This window comes from Nocardia gamkensis NBRC 108242 (genome assembly GCF_001612985.1).
Lineage (GTDB): Bacteria > Actinomycetota > Actinomycetes > Mycobacteriales > Mycobacteriaceae > Nocardia > Nocardia gamkensis.
On record NZ_BDBM01000013.1, the window covers coordinates 31794 to 54054 of the forward strand.

General features: G+C 71.3%; 10 protein-coding genes. 7 read left to right on the forward strand and 3 right to left on the reverse strand.

Annotated elements, in window-relative coordinates:
• Positions 1–6: 6 nt before the first annotated feature.
• Entirely contained in the window at positions 7–342 is a 336-nt protein-coding gene (locus NG1_RS13385; protein WP_062970637.1) for a histone-like nucleoid-structuring protein Lsr2, read from the reverse strand.
• Between the two features lie 785 nt (positions 343–1127).
• Between NG1_RS13385 and NG1_RS13390 the strand changes: the two genes are divergently transcribed.
• The 5 genes from NG1_RS13390 to NG1_RS13410 all read left to right on the forward strand — a co-directional run bounded on the left by NG1_RS13390 (position 1128) and on the right by NG1_RS13410 (position 17187).
• Positions 1128–2420, forward strand: a complete 1293-nt coding sequence (locus NG1_RS13390) for a glycosyltransferase (RefSeq protein WP_062970638.1) — start codon at positions 1128–1130, stop codon at positions 2418–2420.
• Between the two features lie 88 nt (positions 2421–2508).
• Positions 2509–12582 (forward strand): hybrid fatty acyl-AMP ligase/type I polyketide synthase, encoded by a 10074-nt coding sequence (locus tag NG1_RS13395; RefSeq protein WP_062970640.1) that lies wholly within the window; start codon positions 2509–2511, stop codon positions 12580–12582.
• A 23-nt stretch (positions 12583–12605) separates the two neighbouring features.
• Positions 12606–14855 carry a thioester reductase domain-containing protein gene (locus NG1_RS13400; protein WP_062970684.1) on the forward strand — a complete coding sequence of 750 codons (2250 nt, stop codon included), beginning with the start codon at positions 12606–12608 and terminating at the stop codon, positions 14853–14855.
• A complete protein-coding gene (locus NG1_RS13405; protein WP_062970642.1) occupies positions 14855–15949 on the forward strand; it encodes an alpha/beta hydrolase in 1095 nt (364 codons plus the stop codon). Before NG1_RS13400 ends, NG1_RS13405 begins: the two co-directional genes overlap by 1 nt.
• Positions 15946–17187, forward strand: coding sequence for a glycosyltransferase (locus tag NG1_RS13410; RefSeq protein WP_245659890.1), 1242 nt, complete (start codon positions 15946–15948; stop codon positions 17185–17187). Before NG1_RS13405 ends, NG1_RS13410 begins: the two co-directional genes overlap by 4 nt.
• Here the strand turns inward: NG1_RS13410 and NG1_RS13415 are convergent.
• Positions 17170–18168, reverse strand: a complete 999-nt coding sequence (locus NG1_RS13415) for a Gfo/Idh/MocA family protein (protein WP_062970644.1) — start codon at positions 18166–18168, stop codon at positions 17170–17172. The two genes, NG1_RS13410 and NG1_RS13415, sit on opposite strands and share 18 nt — an antisense overlap.
• 46 nt (positions 18169–18214) lie before the next feature.
• Complete coding sequence (locus NG1_RS13420) at positions 18215–18859, reverse strand: TetR/AcrR family transcriptional regulator (RefSeq protein ID WP_062970646.1); 645 nt, start codon at positions 18857–18859, stop codon at positions 18215–18217.
• Positions 18860–19018: 159 nt separating this feature from the next.
• On the opposite strand from NG1_RS13420, the gene NG1_RS13425 reads away from it, so the two are divergent.
• Both NG1_RS13425 and NG1_RS13430 read left to right on the forward strand, forming a co-directional pair.
• On the forward strand, positions 19019–20431 hold the full coding sequence (locus NG1_RS13425; RefSeq protein ID WP_062970649.1) for an NAD(P)/FAD-dependent oxidoreductase: 1413 nt from the start codon (positions 19019–19021) through the stop codon (positions 20429–20431).
• Positions 20424–22214, forward strand: a complete 1791-nt coding sequence (locus NG1_RS13430) for a hydroxysqualene dehydroxylase (RefSeq protein ID WP_062970651.1) — start codon at positions 20424–20426, stop codon at positions 22212–22214. The genes NG1_RS13425 and NG1_RS13430 overlap by 8 nt, the downstream gene beginning before the upstream one ends.
• Positions 22215–22261: the final 47 nt, after the last annotated feature.

Sequence of the window (22261 nt, forward strand, 5' to 3'; positions counted from 1 at the left end):
CCGGAATTACCCGTTCGCCTTCTTGTACGCCTCGACGACCTCCGCGGAGATCCGTCCACGCGCCGACACATCGATGCCGTTCTTGCGCGCCCATTCCCGGATCACCGTGGCCTGTTCTCGATCGTTCGCCGACCGCAGAACACCGCCGCGGCCGCGGCGCGCGCGACCGACCTTGCGGGCATACGGAACCCATTGCTCGAAGAATCCACGTAACTGACCGGCATTGTCCGCCGACAAGTCCATCTCGTAGGCCACGCCGTCCACGGCGAAAGACACTGTTTCCTCGGCCTGAGACTTGCCGTCGTAGTCATCGACCAGTGTCACGACGACCTTGCGTGCCATAGAGATAATCCCTTCACGGTTACCGAGCGCGTGCAGTCGAAAAAACAATCGTAGCCAGTAGATAACAGATCGGTTCCGCCCCTGGAACGGCGGGGTCCCTTCCGCGGCACGGGATGAGTCGCAGCGAGCGACGCACGCCGACAACCGTCCAGCCTCCACATATTGCCCGCGCATCGGGCGAAGCCGCAAACTCCGCACCCGGATCCACCCCGACGAGGCTTGCTGGGGCACGGACATTTCCGGCGATGCCCCGGTTTCCGGGGGCACTGCCGGCGCCCGGAGTCGTGGCGGCGGTCACCGCGCTCGACCCGCACGACGGCGGGTCACCGGTGGCGCCGGGCTGGTGGACGGCACCGAAATAGTCGTTCGCGCTCCGCAGCCGAGCAGCTCCGCGCGCCGGAATCCGCTGCCGCCGCGAATTTTTCGCCGAGCCGGCGCACGGCACCGCGGTCGGACCACTCCCACCGGTGAGAAGGGAACGATTCGGCCCGCGCCTAGTCTGGACGGCGCCCGGTCGAGCCGGAATACTGGCCTGCGCCGGTTTCGCAGGAGCCGATCACGCCGGGTGTGACGCGGCCGGTCGGCTCACCCTCGGACGAAAGGATCATCTCCCGATTCTGCGAACAGTGTCGGCCCGTTGAGAACGGCGGGGGGCCGAGTACCGTTCCGAACTCTGTCGAGCGAGCAGGACGTCCGCGGGAGGCGGATCCCTGCAACGAACCAGATATCGGCCGATTCGTGGAATCCGGCCGGACGAGCCCAGTGCACGAGCGGAAGTCGATAGTATGCGTGTGGCCTTGTTGCCCGCAGGTACCAGGGGCGATCATCAACCGTATCTCGCGTTGGCGCACGAATTCCGTGCCCGCGGGCACGAAGTGGAAATCACCGCCACCCGCAATCAAGCGCACATCGTGCGCAAGGCGGGCTTCGAGCCCCGGGTGATTCCCTTCGACGCCGCGGAACTGCTCGAGACGACCGCGGCGAAGCGAGCGCTGGCCTCCGGAAAGACGCTGCCGTTCATTCGCATCATGCTCGACACGGTGCGGATCATCGAGGGTGAACGTGGTGTGGCGATGCACGAGGTGCTCGCGCGAACCTGCGCGTCCGCCGATGTCGTCGTCGCGTGCGCGTCGACGCTACCGTGGGCGATGGAATTCCGCGAGAAGACCGGTACCCCGGTGATCGGCTGCCTGCCCTACCCGCTCGAACGCACCGACGAGTTCCCGTCGTCGTTCATGGCGAAGAACATGACCTCGTCCCGGATTCTGTCGCGGGCGACCTACAGCCTTTTCGAATTGTCCTACACGTTCCTGTATCGCAAGGTCGACCGTCAATTGCGCCGTCAGATGGGTTTGGCGGGCGGGCCGCGCAATCCTTTCCGGCGGCTGCGTGCCGAACGGATACCGCTCGTCCACATGGTGAGCCCCGTGCTGTTGCCGAAGCCGCACGATTGGCCCGAACGCGCCACGATCGTGGGCGCCTCCATTCTGCCCCCGCTGCTGCGCGACGCCTGGGGCGAAGCGGTCGTCGACCCGGAACTCGACGGCTGGCTCGACGAAGGGGAACCCCCGATCTATTTCTGCATGACCGGAATGCCCGTGCTCGATCCGGTGGAATGCCGCGAGATGATCGCGACGGTCTGCGCGCGCTTGGGGGCGCGGGCACTCGTCACGGTGAAAGGCGAGGGATTCCCGAAAGGGTTCAGCGCCGACCGCACCCTGCTGATCATCGATTCGTTCGATTACGACCGCGTCCTGCCGCGCTGCGCCGCGGTGGTGCATCACGGCGGCAGCGGAAATACCCACGACGTGGTGCGGGCGGGGATTCCGGCCGTGGTGATCCCGGTGCACAGCGATCAATTCTTCTACGGCTGGCGGATCGCCGCGCTCGGTATCGGTGCGACGTTCCCCTATCGCACGATCACCCCCGATCGTCTGCACCAGGCGCTGGCGCAGGCTCTCACGCCGCAGGTGCGGCAGCGAGCGGCCGAGATCGGCCGCACGGTCGCGCAGGAGAACGGCGTACTCGCGGCGGTCGACGCCGCCGAGAAACTCGCCGCCGCGACACCCCGACCATGAGACGCCGGGTGGCCGCCGCGCGCGATCGCGGCGTCGTCCGGCGCGCGCACGACCACCGTGACAGTCGAGTTCCGAAGGTTGTTACCGCATGACCGATTACCGTTCGTTCGTCGATGTCCTGCTCGCCCGCGGCGAGACCCTGACCGACACCACGGCGTACCGCTTCCTGCGCACCGGTGACGCCGACGGCGTCATCGACGAGATCTCCTACGCCGCCGTGTCGGCCCGGGCGCGGGCCATCGCCGCCGCGTTGCAGGACCGCGGCGTCCGCCGGGCGCTGCTGCTGTATCCGTCCGGATTGGATTTCATCGCGGCCTTCTTCGGCTGCCTGGCCGCGAACGTCGTCGCCGTGCCCGCGCCACTGCCGCAACTGGACGCCCGGTCGCTGCGGCGGTTGCGGCACATGGTCACCGACGCCGACGTCGGCGCGGTGCTCACCACCGGACAGGTCCGCGTCGACGCGACCGCGGCGGTCGCCGAAGTTCCCGAACTGGGTGCGCTCACGTGGCTGGCGACCGACGAGATCCCCGACGACGCGGCCGCCGCATGGCGACAGCCCGCCGTCGGCCCGGACTCGGTCGCCTTCCTGCAATACACCTCGGGTTCGACCAGCGCGCCCCGCGGCGTCGTGGTCACCCACGCGAACCTGCTGCACAACGAGCGCGCCATCGCCACGGCACTGGGCCATACGCCGGAGGTGCTGGCCTCGCTCACCGACGCGCTGTTCGTCAGCTGGCTGCCGATGTACCACGATATGGGGCTCATCGCGCCGGTGCTGCAGACGATGTTCGTCGGCGCGAACGCGGTGCTGTTGTCTCCCCGGCACTTTCTGCAACGTCCCGAACGCTGGCCGCAGGCGGTGTCGGAGTTCGGCGCGCACACCAGCGGTGGTCCCAACTTCGGCTACGAACTGTGCCTGCGCCGGATGACCTCCGAGCAGATCGACCGGCTCGACCTGCGCGGCTGGAAGGTGGCGTTCAACGGCTCGGAGACGGTGCGCCCGGCCACCGTGCGCCGGTTCGCCGACACCTTCGCGAGCACCGGATTCCGGGCCGAATCGTTCCAGCCGGTCTACGGCTTGGCCGAGGCGACGCTCATCGTCAGCGCCGCCGAACTCGGCGCGCCTCCGACGGTCGTCCTGCCGCCCGGGCGCTCCGAGCTGGCCGGCGTGGGACGCCCGGCCGAAGGGCTGTCGATCGTCATCGTCGATCCCGAGCGCCGCACCGAGTGCGCCGAGGGCACCGAGGGCGAGATCTGGGTGTCCGGGACCAGTGTCGCCGCCGGATATTTCGGCAACGAAGCGGCGACCGCCGAGACCTTCCACGCCCGGCTCGGCGACGACGATCGCGCCTTCCTGCGTACCGGGGATCTGGGTTTCGTGTCCGGCGGTGAGCTGTTCGTCACGGGCAGGCGCAAGGATCTGCTGATCATCGACGGCAAGAACCACTACCCGCAGGATCTGGAGCTGACGGCCGAAACCGCGCACGACACCGTGCGCGCGGGCTGCGTCGCGGCGTTCTCGGTGGACGAGGGCCTCGACGGGGAACTGCCCGTGGTGGTCGCGGAGGTACGCACCGAGGATCCGGCCGAACTCGCCGACGCCGAGGACGCGATCCGCGCGGCGATCGCAGCGGAGCACGGCCTCACGCTGCGATCGGTGGTCTTGATCCGGCCCGGCGCCCTCCTCAAGACCAGCAGCGGCAAGGTGCAGCGGCAAGCCTGCCGCGCCGCGTATCTCGACGACGCGTTGTCCCCGTTGCTGTCCCTGCGAGGCGAATTCGACGAGATCGGCGTCCCGCCCCCCGCACCGGGCGGTGCGGCGATGAGCGCCGAAGCCATGCAGAGCCGACTGGTGGACATCATCGCCCGGCTGGCGTATCTCGATCCGGCGCGCATCGACGTGCACCGGCCGCTGGTCGAATTCGGTCTCGGCTCCGCCGATCTGGTCGAACTCGTCGTGGAGCTGTCCGACCAGGTCGGGCGGACCCTCGACACCAACCTGTTCTTCGAGCACCCCACCATCGCGCAAGTGGTGGCGGCGCTGCACCCCGCCGAAGCGGAGGCCGCGCCCGTCCCGGACCGACAGCGCACCGACAGCGCACCCGCCGCCGTACCTCTGCTGGCGCAGGCACGCACCGGAACCGAGGCCGTGCCCGTCCCGTCCGGGCGCGCCGACGATGCCATCGCGATCATCGCGATGGCCTGTCGTTTCCCCGGCGGAGCCGACGATCCGGAATCGCTGTGGCGCCTGCTGGACGAGGGACGCGACGGCCTGTCCGAGGTGCCGCCCGGGCGCTGGAGCGTCGACGGGCTCTACGACCCGGATCCGGCCGCCGAGGGCAAGGCGTACACCTTCCGCGGCGGATACCTCACCCAGGTGGACGAGTTCGACGCCGCGTTCTTCGGTATCGGCCCGCGTGAGGCGGCGGTGATGGACCCGCAGCAGCGGCTCATGCTGGAACTGAGCTGGGAGGCGATCGAACGGTCCGGTCGCGACCCCAAGCGGTTGCAGGGCAGCATGACCGGTGTCTACTTCGGCGTGTACAGCACCGGCTATCTCGCCGACCCGGCTCCGCAGCAGTTGAACGGGCAGGTCGGCACCGGGCTGGCGCCGGCCGTGGCATCCGGACGGATCGCGTACACACTCGGATTGCACGGTCCGGCCGTCACCCTCGACACCGCGTGCTCCTCCTCGATCGTCGCCATGCACCTGGCCGCGCAGGCGTTGCGCGCGGGCGAATGCGATCTGGCCCTGGCCGGCGGCACCACGCTGCTGATGAGCCCGACCGCGCACGTGGAACTGTGCAAACTCGGTGTGCTGTCGCCGTCGGGGCGGTGCGCGCCGTTCTCGGCGGGGGCGGACGGCACGGTGTGGGCCGAGGGCGCCGGGCTGGTGCTGCTGAAACGGCTCGACGACGCCCGGCGCGACGGTGACCGGGTGCTCGCGGTGTTCCGCGGCTCCGCAGTCAACCAGGACGGCCGCAGCCAAGGCATCAGCGCTCCCAACGGTTTCGCGCAGGAGCAGGTCATCAAGGCGGCGCTGCGCTCGGCCGGGCTGACGCCCGCGGACGTGGACTACGTCGAAGCGCACGGCACCGGCACCGCCCTCGGCGATCCGATCGAAGCCCGCGCCCTGGCGCGCGTCTTCGGTCCCGGCCGCGAACCCGGGCGCCCGCTCGGCGTGGGCTCGCTGAAGTCCAACGTGGGCCACACCCAGGCCGCGGCGGGAATCGGCGGGGTCATCAAACTGGTTCTCGCGCTACAGCACGAGCGGATACCGGGGATGGCCCACGACGGGCCGCCGACATCGCAGATCGACTGGGCCGGTAGCGGTTTGGTCGTGCACACCGATTCGGCACCATGGCCTCGTGGCACCCGGCCCCGCCGCGCGGGCGTCAGTGCGTTCGGGCTCAGCGGAACCAACGCCCACCTGATCCTCGAGGACCCGCCCGCCGTCGACGACACCTCCGACTCGTTCGACGACGCTCCGGACGACCGCCGGGTCGCTCTGCTGCCGATCTCGGCCCGCAACCGGGCCTCGCTGCACGGTCAGGCGCGTCGCCTGCTCGAGCACGTCACCGGCTACCCCGCGCTGGACCCCGCACCGGTGTCACGCTCGCTGGCATTGCAGCGCACACCGTTCGAATGGCGCGCCGTCGTGGTCGCTGGCACACGCGACGAAATGCTGTCCGGCCTGGGCGATCTGGTCGAGCAACGGGCACTGCCCGATGTCGTGGCCGCCACGGACGCGGCGCTCACCGCGGGCAAGACGGCGTTCGTCTTCCCCGGGCAAGGCGTGCAGTGGGCGGGGATGGCGCGTGACATGCTGGCCCGGTCGGAGGTGTTCCGCGCCGAGTTCGCCCGCTGCGACGAAGCGTTCCGGCACCGCACCGGCTGGTCGCTGGCGACCGGGCTGTTCACCTTCACCGCGGCGCAACTCGGCGACTTCACCCTCGTGCAACCGCTGCTGTTCGCCACGATGGCGGCGCTCGCGGCCACCTGGCGGGACGCGGGCGTCACACCGGACGCCGTGATCGGGCACAGCCAGGGCGAAATCGCCGCGGCCTACGTCTCGGGCGCGCTGAGCCTCGACGACGCCGCCCGCGTGGTCGTGGCACGCAGCCGCCTGATGGCGGATATCACCGAGGAAGGCGCGATGGCGATGGTCGGCCTGCCCGCGCACCGGCTCGCGGAACGCTTGGCGGCCGACGAGGCGGTGTCGGTCGCGGCGATCAATGTGCCCGGCTCGACGATCGTGGCCGGAGCCCGTCACGCGGTGGAGACACTGGTGCGTGCACTGCGGGACGACCAGATCGAGGTGCGGGTGCTGGCCGCGGGACCGGCGCTGGCGGGACATTCGGCGCTGCTGGAACCGATCCGGCAGCGACTGCTGGACGAACTCGCCGGGTTGAGCGCGGCCCCGCCGGACGTCGCGTGGTACTCCACCGTGCTCGGCGAACAGATGGTGGACGACTCCGCCGACGGCGGCTACTGGTACCGCAACGCGCGCGAACCGGTCCGGTTCGCGAGCACGATCGAGCGCATGATCGGCGACGGGTTCCGGTATTTCGTCGAGCTCGGGGTGCATCCGCTGCTGACCACGGCGGTGCGGGCGGTCGCGGAGGACATCGGCGGCGAAGTCGTGGCGGTCGGTTCACTGGTGCGCGACGAGGACGGGCCACGCAGCCTGGCTCGCGCCCAGGCCGCGCTCTGGGTGGCGGGCCGCGACCTGGACTGGTCACGCCTTGTGCCCGCGCGCGGCAGCGTCGAGCTGCCGACCTACGCCTTCGACCGGCGGCGGTTCTGGACCGAGTCGGTGTCCGAGGACGCCGCGGCACTGGGGTTGCGGCCCGCGGGTCATCCTTTCGTCGGCGCGGTCGTGCCGCACCCCGATTCCGGCGGCGTGACGCTGACCGGCCGGATCTCCCTGCGAACGCATCCGTGGCTGGCCGAGCACGCCGCGCCCGCCGCGGTCGTCCTGCCCGGTACCGGGCTGGTCGAGCTCGCGGTCCGCGCCGGTGACGAGGTGGCCGCCGGACACGTGCGCGAACTCGTGCTCCACGCGCCGCTGGTGCTCGCGCAGGATGCCGCGGTCCAGGTCCAAGTGGTAGTCGGCGACGCCGACCCCGACGGTGACCACCTGGTGTCGATCCACTCCCGCCTCGAGCGCGATCTCGACACCTCGTGGACGTTGCACGCCCGCGGGGTGCTGGCGGCGGCCCACGGAACCGAAACCATCGGCGGCGACACCGCGCAGTGGCCTCCGGCGGGTGCGACGGCCGTGGACGTGGCCGACCTGTACGCGCGGCTGTCCGATCGCGGACACCGGTACGGGCCGCTGTTCCGGTCGGTGCGCGCGGCGTGGCGGCGCGGGGAAGAAGTCTTCGCCGAGGTGGCGCTTCCGGAGTCCGCGCACGGCGACGCCGCGCGGTTCGAGATCCATCCCGCGTTGCTCGACTCCGCCCTCCACGCGGCGCTGCTGCTCGGCGCGGACGACAGTGGTTCGGCGATGCTGCCCTTCGCCTGGGCGGGAGTGAGCTTGCACGCCTCCGGCGCCACGGCGTTGCGCGTCCGGATCTCCCGTGACGGCTCGGACGGGGTGCGTGTCCTGGCGAACGATCACACCGGCCGCCCGGTCGTGTCGGTGCGGTCGCTGATCCTGCGGCCCGCGCCCGCCGCGCAGCTGCTCGACGGGGCGCTGTCCGCCGCGCATCGCACATTGTTCCGGCCGGAGTGGTCGGCGCTCGCGGCGCCGGCGGTGGTCCGGCCGGTCGCCGCCGTGCCCTGGTCGCTGCTCGGCCCGCACGATCCGGCGCCGGAGGCGGTGCTCATCGACGTCGCCGAGGGTGATTCGATCGACGCCGTGCACGCCGCGGTCCGGCGGACGCTGGAAGCCTTGCAAGCGGCACTGGACGATCCGCGCCTGACAGCGGCGACCATCGTCGTGCGCACCCGCCGGGCGATGGCGCTGCCCGGCGAGGACGTCCCGAACACCGCGGGAGCGGCGGTCTGGGGCCTGGCGCGGGCGGCGCAGTCGGAGAACCCGGATCGCATCGTGCTGGTCGACAGCGCCGACGCCGAGGTCGATATCGCGACCGTCCTGGCCTGCGGGGCGGCACAGGTTCTCGTGCGCGACGGCGACCTGTCCGCGCCGCGGCTCGCGCGAGCGCCCATGGCCGAGGCCGCGCCGGGCAGCGTGGAGTTCGGCGACGGGTACGTGCTCGTCACCGGAGCGCCGGGACGGCTCGGCTCGCTGCTGGCCCGGCATCTGGTGCGGGCCCACGGGGTCGGCAAGCTGCTGCTGGTCAGCCGCCGGGGCGCCGACGGTCCCGGTGCCGACGAGTTGCGCGCCGAACTCACCGGTCTGGGAGCGGACGTGGTCTTCGCCCGCTGCGACGTGGCCGATCGCGCCGCGCTGGCCGACGTGCTGCGCGGACGCACGCTCAGCGGCGTCGTCCACGCAGCGATGGTGCTCGACGACGGCACGCTGGGCTCGCTGACTCCCGACCGGCTCGCCGCCGTCCTGCGGCCGAAGGTCGACGCGGCGCATCACCTGCACGAGCTGACCGCGGGCATGGACCTGTCGTGCTTCGTGCTGTTCTCGTCCGTGGCGGGCGTCCTCGGTAATCCCGGTCAGGCGAACTACGCCGCCGCCAACGCCTACCTCGACGCCCTCGCCACCCACCGCGTCGCCCGAGGGCACACCGCGCAGTCGCTGGCGTGGGGTCCGTGGAGCCTGGACATGCACGAGGTGATGGCGGCGGCGGACATCCGTCGCATGGAACGCTCCGGCATGCGCCCGCTCAGCGCGCAGGACGGTTTGGCCGCGTTCGACGCGGCGCTCCGGCGGACCGAGCCGGTGTTGGCGCCGATGCGGATCGATGCCGACGCGATGCGGCGCGCACCGTACGTGCCGTTGCTGCTGCGCGGGCTGATCCGCCCGGCTGCGCGCCGCACGGCCGCGCACCGCGACGTGGCCGACCCGTCGGTACGGTCGCGCTTCGCCGACCGGCTGCGCGGATTGCCGCCGAGTGAGGCGACCGCGGTCGCGGTCGACGTGGTGGCGCGCGTCGCCGCCGGCGTGCTGGGGCATACCGGTGCGGACGCCATCGCACCGGACCGGTCGTTCCAAGGGCTGGGCATGGATTCGCTGATGGCGGTGGAACTGCGCAACCGGTTGCGCGACGATACCGGCATCCTGGTCCCGCTCGGCGAGATCCTCGCCAACCAGAGCGCGGCCGCGCTGGCCGAATACCTAGTCGCCGAGGCGGCGCACACGGACACCGCCGTACCTGCCGCGCGTCCGGCCGAGCAGGACGTCCCCGAGGTCGTCACCCTGCCCGTCACCCGAGACCTGATGCGGCTGCTGCGCACCGCCCAGCAGGGCATTCCGAGTGTCGCCCAGACCGGCGGACTGGCCATGCGCCTGCCCAGGGCGATCGGCCACGCCGAAGCGGAAGCGATGCTCGCCCGCCTCGCCGGACGCCACGCCGCGCTGCGCACGGTGATCGTGCCCAGCGACGAGCACGGCACCCGGCTGCAGGTGCGGTCCCGCCCGGGCGGGCCGCTGCTGCGCAGTTCGGCCGTCGACCGGCTCGACGACGCCGACGCGCGCACCCGGTTCCGTGAACTGATGAGCGAACCGTTCGACCTGGCGCAGGGGCCGCTGTGGCGGTTCGAACTGCTGACGTCCGAGTCCGGCGAACAGACACTGATCTTCGGCGCCCACCACGGCATGTGCGATGTCCAATCGATGATGCTGGTCGCCGGGGAGATCGGTGCCGAGCTGTCCGGCGCGGACCACCCGGAAATCCTGTCCAACAAGGACATCCACGATCTGCTCGCCGCGCAGGCACCGCAGGCCGAGCCCGACCCCGCATGGCGCCGCGAGTTCGCCGGCTGCCGCCGCCTCGACCTCACCCTCGCGCGTCCTCGGCCCGCGCAGCGCAGTCACCGAGCCGGGGAGGTGCTGCTGGAACTGCCCACGGGGCTGCAGGATCGCGCGGCGCGGCGGGCCCGGGAGCTGGGCATCACGCCGGCGGCGCTGTTCCTCGGCACGCTGACGGTGCTGCTGGCCCGGCGGCAGGACACCGATCGTTTCGCGCTCGCCGTCCCGGTGGACACCCGCATCCACGCCGACGCGCCGACAGCCGTCGGCTATTTCGGTGTGCCGGTGCCCTATCCGGCGACCGTCGAGCCCGGCGAGTCGATCGATGACCTGCTGCGCCGGACCGGCGACCGGCTGCGGCGGCTGCTGGTGCCCGGAGCGGGTTTCTCCGACGTGCTCACCACGCTCGCCGCGGAGGGCCTGTATCGAGACAACGCGCCGCTGGTCGAGGTGTACTTCAACTATCTGCGGGCCAATTCCGCCGTCCACCGCGCGGACCTGGTTCCGGTGGGGACCGGTTACTCCGATCTCGACCTCATGGTGGCCGTGCTGGCCGACGCGGATCAGATCTGGTTCACCTACAACGCCGACATCATCGACGACGCGACCTGCACCCGTCTCGGGCAGGACTACCTCGCACTGCTCGGCGAGGTGGTCGAGCACTCCGGGCTTCCGGTGCGCCCACCGCGCACGGACACACCGCGAGGCGTCGCGTTCGGGGCCACGTTCGCGCTGGGGAAGCTGCCGGATCTGTACAGCGCGGCGGCGCATGCCCACGGCGCGGACGGGCGGACGGTGCTCGAAGCGCCTTACCATCACGTCCTGGCCGGATTGCGCGACCCGTCCGGGGTCTTCGCCCAGCCGTCGACCGCTCTGGGCATCGTGCTGCTGCGGGCGGCGGACCTGGAGCGATTCGGTCCGCTCACCGACGACTCGCTCGCCGAACTGGCGGCGCAGTACCCCGCGGCCGTCCGGGAGGCCGCCGAGCGTGCCCGGGGGCCGATCATCGTCGGCCTGCTGCCCGCCCCCGCGCTCGACGAGCGGTTGCTGCGGTGGGAGCGGCTGACCGCCGAACGGCTGCGGGAGATTCCCGGCGTCGCGGTGCTCACCGAAGCCGACTGGACCCGTGACCACCCGGTGGCGCACCGTTTCGACGAGCAGACCGACGCGCTGGCGCACCTGCCGTTCACCGAGGAGTTCCAGGCGGCGGTGGCGCTGACGCTCGCCGCCGTCGCGCGCGTCGCGTTGCTGCCCGCCCCGAAAGTCATCGCCGTGGACGGCGACGACACCTTGTGGAGCGGCGTCGTGGGCGAGATCGGGCCCGCGGCGGTCACCTTCGACCCGCCGCGGATCACGCTGGCGCGGCGGCTGCGGCAGTGGCGTGCCGCGGGCACCCTGCTGGTGCTGATCAGCAATAACGACGACGATTCCGTGCAGGCGGTCCTGGACCGTCCGGACAGTCCGCTGCGCGCCGCGGACTTCGCCATCGTCTCCACCGGATGGGACAGCAAAGCCGAACGGCTCGAGGAGGCCGCGCGTACCTTGCGTCTGGCATCGGACGACGTGGTCTATCTCGACGACAACCCGGTGGAGATCGCGAAGATGCGTTCCCGCTTGCCGGAAGTGCTCGCGGTGACCTGTCCGCCGATCGAGGAACTGGAGGCCTTCCTGACCCGGTTGTGGCCGGTGACGCCGGTGGCGGTGACCGCGGAGGACGCCGAGCGGGCGGAGTTCTACCGGCACGAACGCGAACGCGACCTGGCCCGCGAACAACTGGACTTCGCGCGGTTCCTCGAGAGTCTGCACCTGGTGGTGACCGTCGAGCGGCTCTCCGGCGGGAGCCGGGCGCGCGCCGCTCAGCTGATCCGGCGCACCAGCCAATTCGTTCTGGGCCCGAGCACCGAGCAGGATGTCGACCGCTGGCAGGAGGACGGCGAGGTGTGGACCGCGGCGGCGCGCGACCGGTTCGGCGACTACGGAACGATCGCCGTGCTCGCGCTGCGCGCCGAGGGGACCGCGCTGGATGTGCGCGGATGGCATCTCAGCTGCCGCGCCCTCGGCCGCGGCGTCGAGGAACACCTGCTGGGCTGGCTGGCCGACCGCGCGGCCGCGCTGGGTTGCACGACGGTGCGCATGACCGTCCACCGCACCGAGCGCAACGTGCCCGCCCGCCGGTTGGCGGCCGCGCTGGGCGGTGGCGCCACCGATGCCGAGCGGCTCGACGTCGAGGTGCCGCTGGAGCGCCTGCGGACGTTCCGGTCCTGGGCGCGATGATCATGGCCGACAAGGAGTTTCCCGTGCGCAGTCCGAACGGCGAGCACTCGCCGCGTCTCGAGCGAGCCGATCGGCGCGACCTCGCCGAGGCCATCGAGCGCGGTGGCGGCCTGGACGTGTCCGCGTTGCTCGCGCGCGCGGGTGGCGACGCACCCCCCGCGACGGCGGCGATCGAACGGCGCGAACAGTGGGATCCGGAGTCGCTCACGGCGGCGGTCACCCGGCTGGCGAACCGATTCACCGCCGAAACCGTCGGTCCGGACACGGATTTCTTCGACGGCGGCGCCACCTCCGTCGCGGCGGTGCAGTTCGTGGCGGCGCTCGCCCGCGAGCTCGACGTGCACCTGGAGTTGGACGACGTGTTCGCCGACGCGCGTCCGCGCAGGCTCGCGCGGCGCTGGCTGGGCACCGGTCCGGACGCCAGGGACCACGAGATCATCGCGCCGGCATCCGATTCCGTGGACGACGAGTTCGCGCAGCTGATGTCCGATGTCGCCGGAGCCGACCGGTTACCGCTGGTCGACCCGCCGGAGCGGGTGGTCCCACGCCGTGTGCTGCTCACCGGCGCCACCGGTTTCCTCGGCAGCCATCTGCTCCTGGACCTGTTGCGCGGCAGCGACGCCCACGTCGTCTGCCTGGTCCGCGCGCGGGACGAGACCGACGGCCTCGACCGGCTGGCCGCCGCGCTGACGCGGTTCCTGCTGCCGTGGTCACCGGAGGTGCGCAGGCGGGTGACGGTGCTGACCGGCGACCTGCGGGAGCCGAACCTCGGCCTGTCCGAGCAACGCTGGACCGCGCTGGCGGACGAGGTCGACGCGATCGTCAACGTCGGCGCCGCGGTGGACTTCCTGCGCGGCTACCGATCCCTGCGCCGCGGCAACGTGCTCGGCCCGCTGACCCTCGCCCGGCTGGCCGCGACCGGCAGACCGAAACCGCTGCACCACATCTCCTCGATCGCGGTGTTCAACGAACTCGGCATCGCCTCGATGGGCGAGGACGATCCGGTGGCGAATATCGGCAAGCTCGTGATCGGCTACGACCGGACGAAGTGGGCGGCCGAGGCGGTCATGCGGCGGGCGCGCGAGCACGGACTGGTGGTCACGGTGCTGCGACCCGGCGGAATCGGCGGACACCGGGAGACCGGTGCGCACAACCCCCGCGACCTCAACAGCGGCATCATCGCGGCGCTGTCGCGGTTCGGCACCGTCCCCGCGCTGCGCAATCTCCATGTCGCCCCGGTGGATTGGGTCAGCAAGGTCGCGGCGGCCATCGTGTGCGCGCCGGGGGCGTGGGGCCACAATTACCATCTCACCGGCACGCCGACCACACTGGAGCAGATGCTCGGCGAGTCGGCGGCGATCGGCATGGACATGCGGGTGCAGCATTGGTCCGCCTGGTGTGACGAGGTGGTGGAACGGATCCGCACCGAGCCGGTCCCTGAGCTGGAATCGCTGGCGCAGGTGTTGCAGAGCCCGGTCGCGCGCCACCCGCTGGAGACGATGGCCTCCGTCCCCGCCGCCACCGACGACCGAACCCGCGCCTTCCTGCGCGCCCACAACCTGCCCCAGCCGGTCCGCTACGGCGCTCGGTCGCAAAGCAAGACACTGGAAATGCTCGCGGGCACCGGTCTGGCCCGGCTGCCGCAGCCGCAGGACGCACCGTATCTGTGGTTCGCGGAAACCCTGGCGGGCACCCTCGCAGCCGCGGACGGGGCGGCCGACACGTCCTGCACCCTGAATCTGCGCTTGTCCATCGCGAGCACCCACCAGCTGGTGGCCGGGCGCACGGTCGATGTCGGTGGCGAACTACGGTGCGCACGCCTGCACGACGAACCCCTCACCGTGTCCGGTGTGCTGTCGGTGCGCCCGCACGACGGCATCCCGATCCGGCACGGACTGCGGCATCCGCTGATGCACTACCGGCTGGCGCTGCGCGACGCCGACGGCGGGAGGTGGTGGCTGTCCGGTTACAAATACGCCGAGGCGCGCCGCACCCTCATCAGGCAGGCGCGCACGCTGACCGTGGAACTCGGCCGCGAGGGCGAACCGGCGAGCCTCACCGGCGAAGTCGCCGTGCCGCTGGAGACCTACCTGCGCGATCAGATCGACGGCATCCAGGTCGATCCGCGATTGTCCGAGCGCCAGCGGCGGACCGCGAAACTGTTGTGGCTGAGCTGGTTCGGATCCCAGCTCGGCAAGGGCCTGCTGGAACCGGCGTTGCGCGTGGGCACCGAGCTGCTGGATCTGCGCCGAAACGCGAAGGAGTCGCGCTGATGCTCACCCCGATCCGGCCGGGCGCCGCCCCGGCGCTGGAGGAGATCCCGTTCCGTGCCGCCGACGGCCTGCGGCTGGGCTTGCGCCGCGCCGTCGCCGCCGAGGCCGACCGGCCCGCGGTCCTGCTGGTCCACGGCCACGGCGTCTCCTCGGAGATGTTCCTGGCGCCGGAGATCCGCACGGTCGTCGACGCGCTGCTCGACGCGGGATACCAACCGTGGCTGCTGGACTGGCGCGGCAGCTCCCGTCTGCCCTACAACGCCTCCGGGCCGCGTTTCAGCTTCGACGACGTGGCGCTCTACGACCTCCCCGGCGCCGTCGAGGAGATCCGCCTGCGCATCGGCGACCGGCCGCTGTTCGTGGTCGCGCACTGCGTCGGGGCCTTGGCGCTGTCGATGAGCATGGCCGCGGGACTGCTGCCCGGATTGGCCGGCGTCGTGGCCCAGGGCGTGTTCCTCACCCCGAAAGTGAGCAACGCGGTGCGGATGCGCGTGCTCGTGGGTGGCGAACTGCTCGGCTCCCGCGTCCACCACCTCGAGTCCGACTTCCGCAGAGTCGGGCTGTGGTCGCGCAAAACGCTGCTCTACGCCCTGCTCACCCGGAAAGGGGAATGCACCGACCCCACCTGCCGGATGGTGCACGGCAGCTGGGGCATGGGCGCGCAGCTGTTCGTCCACGACCACCTCGATCCGCGCACCCACGACCGTCTGGCGGAACTGTTCGGGCCGATCCCGGTCCATGTGCTGCCCCAGCTGCGGCGGATGGAGCTGGCGCACGCGGTGCAACGCTGGAACGACAACGACGACCGCTACCGCGTGCTCCCGGAGAACGCCCTCGACCACGCCGACCGGATCGATTGCCCGGTGCTGCTGTTGTCGGGCAGCCGCAACGAGGTCTGGCTCGACTCCAACAAGCTGTGCCACGACGTGCTCACCACCCGCCACCCCGGGCTGGACGTGCGCTACATCGAGATCCCTTCCTACGGCCACCTCGACACCTTCCTCGGTCGCGGCGCCGCGCTGGACGTGTACGGGCACATCCTCGAATTCCTCGACGGCTGTGCGCCTTCCGCGGCCGGACGGGGCACCGCGTGAGCGGGGACGACCGCTCGTTGCGCATCGCGATGTTCGCGGACTTCCATCCGGCCACCCTCGGGGGGATCCAGACGTCGATGCGCGCGCAGCGCACGGCCTTGGAACGGCTGGGGCATCGCGTCACCGTGTTCACCATCCCCCCGCCGGATCCCGTGCCGCCGGATCCCGGGATCGTCGTGCTCGCCACCACGGCGGGATTGGCCGTGAACGGCTATCCGGTCGCCCTGCCGACCCGAAGGAATGCCCGCCTCATCGACGCGGTGTTCGCCGAGCGCGGATTCGATGTCGTGCACGCGCAGACCACCTACGGAGCGGGCATCGCCGGATTGCGCGCCGCGCGCCGCCACGGCCTTCCGGCGGTGCAGTCCATGCACAGCCGCGACGACTCCTTCATCGAACGCAATTCCCCGTTTCCCTATCTCGCCGCGCTCACCATGCGCGTGCTGCACGGCAGCTTCGTCGGCCTGCGCGGGACGATGCCGAAGTCGGCGGAAAGCCGCACGGCGCGCCACGCCTGGCGGCCGCTGGTCGCGCAGGCGCGGGCCGCCGACCACATCGTGGTGCCGACACGGCATTTCGCCCAGCGGTTGGCCGCGCACGGGGTGGATCGGCCGATGCACGTGGTGTCCAACGGAGTCGACGACGATCTGGTGCGCGCTCTCCCCGAGCGGCCCCGTGGCCGGGATCCGTTGCTGCGCGTGCTGTGGTGCGGCAGGTTCTCGGCGGAGAAGCGGCCGCTGGACGCCATCGAGGCGGTGCACCGGGCCGAGGGCTGCACCCTCGACATCTACGGTGCGGGAGCGTTGGAGGCGCGCCTGCGCGCGGCCGTCGACCGGCTCGGGCTGCACCAGCGGGTTCGGCTGCACGGCGAGGTGAGCCAGGCGCAGTGCTTGGCGGCCATGCGTGCCCACGATGTGCTGCTGTTCCCCTCCGCCGGGTGTGACACGCAAGGCATGGTTCTGCTCGAGGCGGTCGCGGTGGGCCTTCCCGTGCTGCACTGCGACCCCGACGTCACCGAAACGGTGCCCGAGGGTGGCGAATTCCGGGCCCGCGACGCCTCGACGGCCGCGCTCGCCGAAGCGCTGGGGCTGCTGGCGGCTCAGCCGGACCGGCTCACCGCCATGCGCGAGGTCTTGGCACGCCACGCGGGCCGGACGCTGCAGTCGCGGTTCACCGAACGACTGGTCGCGGTCTACACCGAGGCGATCGCGACCGCCGCGTCAGGCCGGTTGCCGTAGCGGCAGGCCCGCGGCCGCGTAGATCGCGTCGATGACGGTCATCGTCGCCACCGCGTCCTGGGCGGAGGTGAGCACCGGCTCCCCGTGCCGCACCGCCGCGACGAAGGCATCGAGCTGATAGGCGTAAGTGCTGCGGCGCGAGATCTTCTCCGTGCGCCTGCCGCCCTGCGAACGCACCGAAAGCCTGCGCGGCAGTTGCGGCGCCACCGGATTGAGCAACCGCAGTTCACCGCGTTCGCCCACCACGCGCGCCCCGATGCGCAGCAGGTCCGACGACCACATCGAGCAGCGCACCCGCCCGGTGTGCCCGGAGGGGAAGCGCAGTTCGGCACTCATCGCGCGGTCGATGTGCGGGCCGCGCAACTTCGCGGTCGCCGCGACGACCTCCGGGTTCTCGCCGCCGAAGACCCGGGCCATGTGCACCGCGTAGCAGCCTGCGTCCATCAGCGCCCCGCCCGCGAGGGCGTAGTCGTAGCGGATATCGGAGAATCGCGGCAGCGGAAAACACATCGCGGTGTCCACCCGCACCAGCTCGCCGAGTTCGCCGGAGGCGATGATCTCCTCGGCCCGCCTGGTCATCGGGTGGTAGCGGTAGTGGAAGGCCTCCATGACCACCCGGTCCGACGTCGCGGCCAGTGCCGCGATCTCCTCGGCCTCGGCGGCGTTGGCGGTGAACGGTTTCTCGCACAGCACGTGCTTGCCCGCGGCGAGCGCCTCCTTCGTCCACCGGCCGTGCAGACCGTTCGGCAGCGGGTTGTAGACCGCGTCGATGTCGGGCGCGGCGATCAGCGCGGCATAGCTGTCGAAGACCTGCGCGATGCCGTGTTCGCGCGCGAACGCCCGGCCGCGTTCCGGCTCGCGGGCAGCCACGGCGGCGACCACCGTGTCCGCGTTCGCCCCGGCGGGGCGCACGACGGCGGCGGGCGCGATGCGGGCGGCGCCCAGGATGCCGATCCGCAGGGGCTGTCCGGATTGTGTCATGGGCGCGACTGTAGCAATGGATCCGCTTGTGCCGCCGGGTGTTCCGTCAGGCCGACGGGGCGTCGCCGTACACCGTCAACCAGATCGCCCGGCCCAGCGCCTCCGCCAGCGCGTCGTCGGTGACCCCGGAGCCGGAGGAGAAGCTCACCGCGATCGCGCGTTCCACCATCGAGGTCAGCACGACGGCGGTGGCCCGCGGATCGATCGCCGGACTTATCCGTCCCGCGGCACGGTCGGTCTCCAGCCGCGATCGCACCACCGCCACGAACGAGGCGACCCGGCCGCGCCAATACGCGCCGACGTCACGGTCGTAGGCGGCGACTTCGCTCAGCGCCAGCAGCAGCGACCGGTGCTCGCGGAACCCCGCGATCATGGTGCGCACGGCCGCCACCACACCGGCCTGCCGCCCGGTGTGCTCGGTGATCCACCAGCGCTCGGCGGCCTCGAACAGATCCGCGGTGGCCAATTCGGCCATGCGGATCAGCAGCCGGCTCTTGTCCGGGAAATACCTGTAGAACGTCGACCTCGCCGACTGCGAGGCGGCGGCGATCCGGTGGACGGCGATCTCGGTGTAGGGCGTGCCGTCGGCGAGCAGCTCCTCCACCGCGGCGAGGACGCGTCGCTCGAAATCCGCGCGCCGATCGTCGACCGGTTTGCGTGCGTTTCTGGGGACACGGGTCAGCGAGGGCATCCGGGTCCTCTCTGCGGCGCGGCGGCCGCGTGCTCGGCTGTGCCGGTCGGGTGCGTCCCCCCATTCTGCCGACACGGCACCGATATTGACATTCGGGCACCCACCGCTCACCATCGATCGGACACAGTGTCCGAGACTACATGACCGAGGTGTTCGGGCATGCGCGGTTCTTCTTCCCCGGCAATCGAGTACACCGACGTGGTCGTCGTGGGCGCGCGGTGCGCGGGCTCGGCGACCGCCATCGCGTTGGCGCGAGCCGGGCGCGACGTGCTCGCGCTGGACTCGGCGCGCTTTCCCTCCGACACCCTCTCGACGCACCTGCTGTGGCCCGGCGGCCTGGCCGAACTGCATCGCACGGGCGCCCTCGACCGTGTCCTCCGGCTCGGCGCGCCCCCGCTGACCACGGCCTTCGCCGACGGCGGCGGCTACGCGGTCCGGTCGTCCTTCACACCGGTGGACGGCGTCGACTACGCGATGTGCGTGCGGCGGACCGGACTGGACGCCGCGCTCGTGGCCACCGCCGTGGAGGCGGGAGCACGGCTCCGCGAGGGCGTGCGGGTCACCGATCTGCTGTGGTCGGGGGCTCGCTGCGCCGGCGTTCGCTACGCCGACGAAAGCGGCGAGCACGAGGTACGTGCCCGCCTCGTCGTCGGAGCGGACGGCCGCCGCAGTACGGTGGCCCGGCTCGTCGGGGCCACCCGGCCCCGATTGTCCGCACCGAGCGGACGGGACTGCTTCTTCGCCTACTGGCACGACGGCGCGGCCGACCAGCGGCACATCGCGGCCCAATGGCGGCACGGTGCCGATCTCGGCACCGCGTTCCCCTGCGACGACGGCTTGCTGCTGAGCCTCGTCCAGCCGCCCGCGCAGCCCGCCGAACCGGGTGGCGGGCGCGCCGAGCGCAGGTATCACGAGGCGATCGAGCGCCTGCCCGGACTTCGACTGCGCCTGCGTGATTGCCGCCGCGTCGGGCGGGTGCGTTCGGCCACCGGACTGGCGTCCTACTTCCGGCGCTCGACCGGGCCGGGCTGGGCGCTGCCCGGGGACGCGGGCCATTTCAAGGATCCGGTGACCGCGCAAGGCATCCGGGATGCCTTGCGCTACGGCCGGCTGCTCGGCGAACTGGCCGCCGCAGCCCTCGACGACACCGAGCACCTCGACACCGCCTTGGCCGCGTGGGAACGGCTGCGCGATCGCGAATGCCTGAGCGTCTACCAGTGGACCAATCGGCTGGCCCGCGGTACGGCGATGCGTCCTTTGGAAATCGAGCTCTACCGCAGGGCCGCGGCCGACCCCGCGCTGGCCGACGCGGTCACCGAGATCTTCTCGCGCACCGTGGCTCCCGAAGACGTCTTCTCTCCCGCACGCGCGGCGGCGCTCACGGCGGGAGCATTGCGCGCATCGTGGCGCGCCCCCTGGCCGGTTCTCGCGAATCTGGCGGACGAATGCCGCGACACAGTCTCCGAACGGAGGGAAGCGTGCGCCTTCACGCGCTCCGATCCCGCCGACGCCATCCAGTCCCGGCCGCCGCGGCGCGTTCTCGCGGCATCTTCAGGAGATCGACATGCATGACCCGCGTCCTCGGCCGACCATCGACCTCACCCGCCGCGACCTGTTGCGCGGCACGCTCGCGGCCGGACTGGCCCTCACCGCCGCCCCGGCACACGCCGCACCGCCCGGACCACGCCGAACGCCCGCGCTGCGCACCGGAGGTAAGTCGGTCGCGGTGCTCGGCGGCGGCGTCGCCGGGCTGTCGGCGGCCCACGAACTGATCGAGCGGGGATACGCGGTCACCGTGTACGAACCGGCGTTCCTCGGCGGTAAAGCGCGCAGCATGGGTGTACCGGGCACCGGCACCGACGGCCGTTCGGATCTGCCCGGCGAGCACGGCTTCCGGTTCTTTCCCGGCTGCTATCAGAACCTTCCGGACACCATGCGGCGCATTCCCTTTCCCGGCAATCCCGATGGCGTCGCGGGCAACCTCGTCCGCGTCGAGGGCACCGTCGCCGGTTTCCGGGGCAGGCCGCCGATCTACGCGCCGGTCGAATTCGGGGGCCTCGACCAGATCAACCCGCAGCGCTTGCAGAGCACGCTGATCGGCGCGTTCGGCTTCATTCCGGAGCTGCCACCGGCCGAACTCGCGTTCTTCGCCAAACAGATGGCCGTCTGGTTCACCTCTTGCACCGAACGGCGTTTCGGGCAGTGGGAATACGTGACGTGGGAGCAGATCCTGCGGGCCGAAGGCAAGTCGGCGGCTTATCGCGAATACCTGGTCAGCGCCCTCACCCGGATCACCGTGGCGGCCAAACCCCAGCTGAGTTCGGCGCGCACGATCGGCACCATCGGGGAGGCCCTGGTGCTGGCGGGGACCGGGGCGATCCCGCAGTACTCCGCGGGTATCGACCGTATTCTCAACCGTCCCACCAACGAAGCGTGGATCGACCCCTGGGTCACCTATCTGCGGTCGCGGGGCGTGCGATTCGTGCCGGGCCTGCGGGCGACACGGCTGGAGCTTCGCGATGGCCGGATCGCCTCGGCGACGCTGACGGATCCCGGCGGCCGCTCCACCGTGGTCACCGCGGACTGGTATCTGTGCGCGATGCCGGTGGACAGGGCGGTCACGCTGCTGACCGACGACATCCTCGACACCGACCCACATCTGGCGGGCATGCGGGAGCTGCGGACCGACTGGATGGTCGGTATCCAGTACTACCTCGCCAACCCCACCGAGTTGCCGGAAGGCCATATCGCCGCCCTCGGCTCCCCGTGGGCGCTCACCGCCTTGCGCCAAGCGCCCATGTGGGTCGGCGACTTCGCCGCCCGTTACGGCGACGGCACGGTGCGCGAATGCCTTTCGGTGGACATCTCCGACTGGGACTCCCCCGGCATCCGCTTCCACCGGCCCGCCAAACAATGCTCCGCGGAGGAGATCGCCGAAGAGGTGTGGGCACAGCTCACGGAGTGGCTCAACACCGGGACGGGATGGCTGCGTCCCGAGGACATCCGCTCCTGGCATCTGGACCCCGGAGTCACCTGGACCGCGAACGGCGTGCACAACGAGACTCCGCTGCTGGTCAACACCGTCGGCTCCTACGACCACCGGCCGCAGGCCCGCTGCGCCATCCCGAACTTGTTCTTCGGCGGCGATCACGTACGCAACCACATCGACCTCGCCACGATGGAGGGCGCCAACGAATCCGGGCGCGCCGCCACCAACGCGATCCTCGACGCCGCCGACGACCCGGCCCCCCGCGTACCGGTCTTCCCCCTGGTTTCCCTGCCGGTCTTCGAACCGTGGAAACGCATCGACGCCGATCGGTATCGCGCCGGATTGCCGCACCTGCTCGATGTGTGACCGGGCGGACCCATCGCCGTCCTCCGGGCGCTACGCCGCGGAACGCG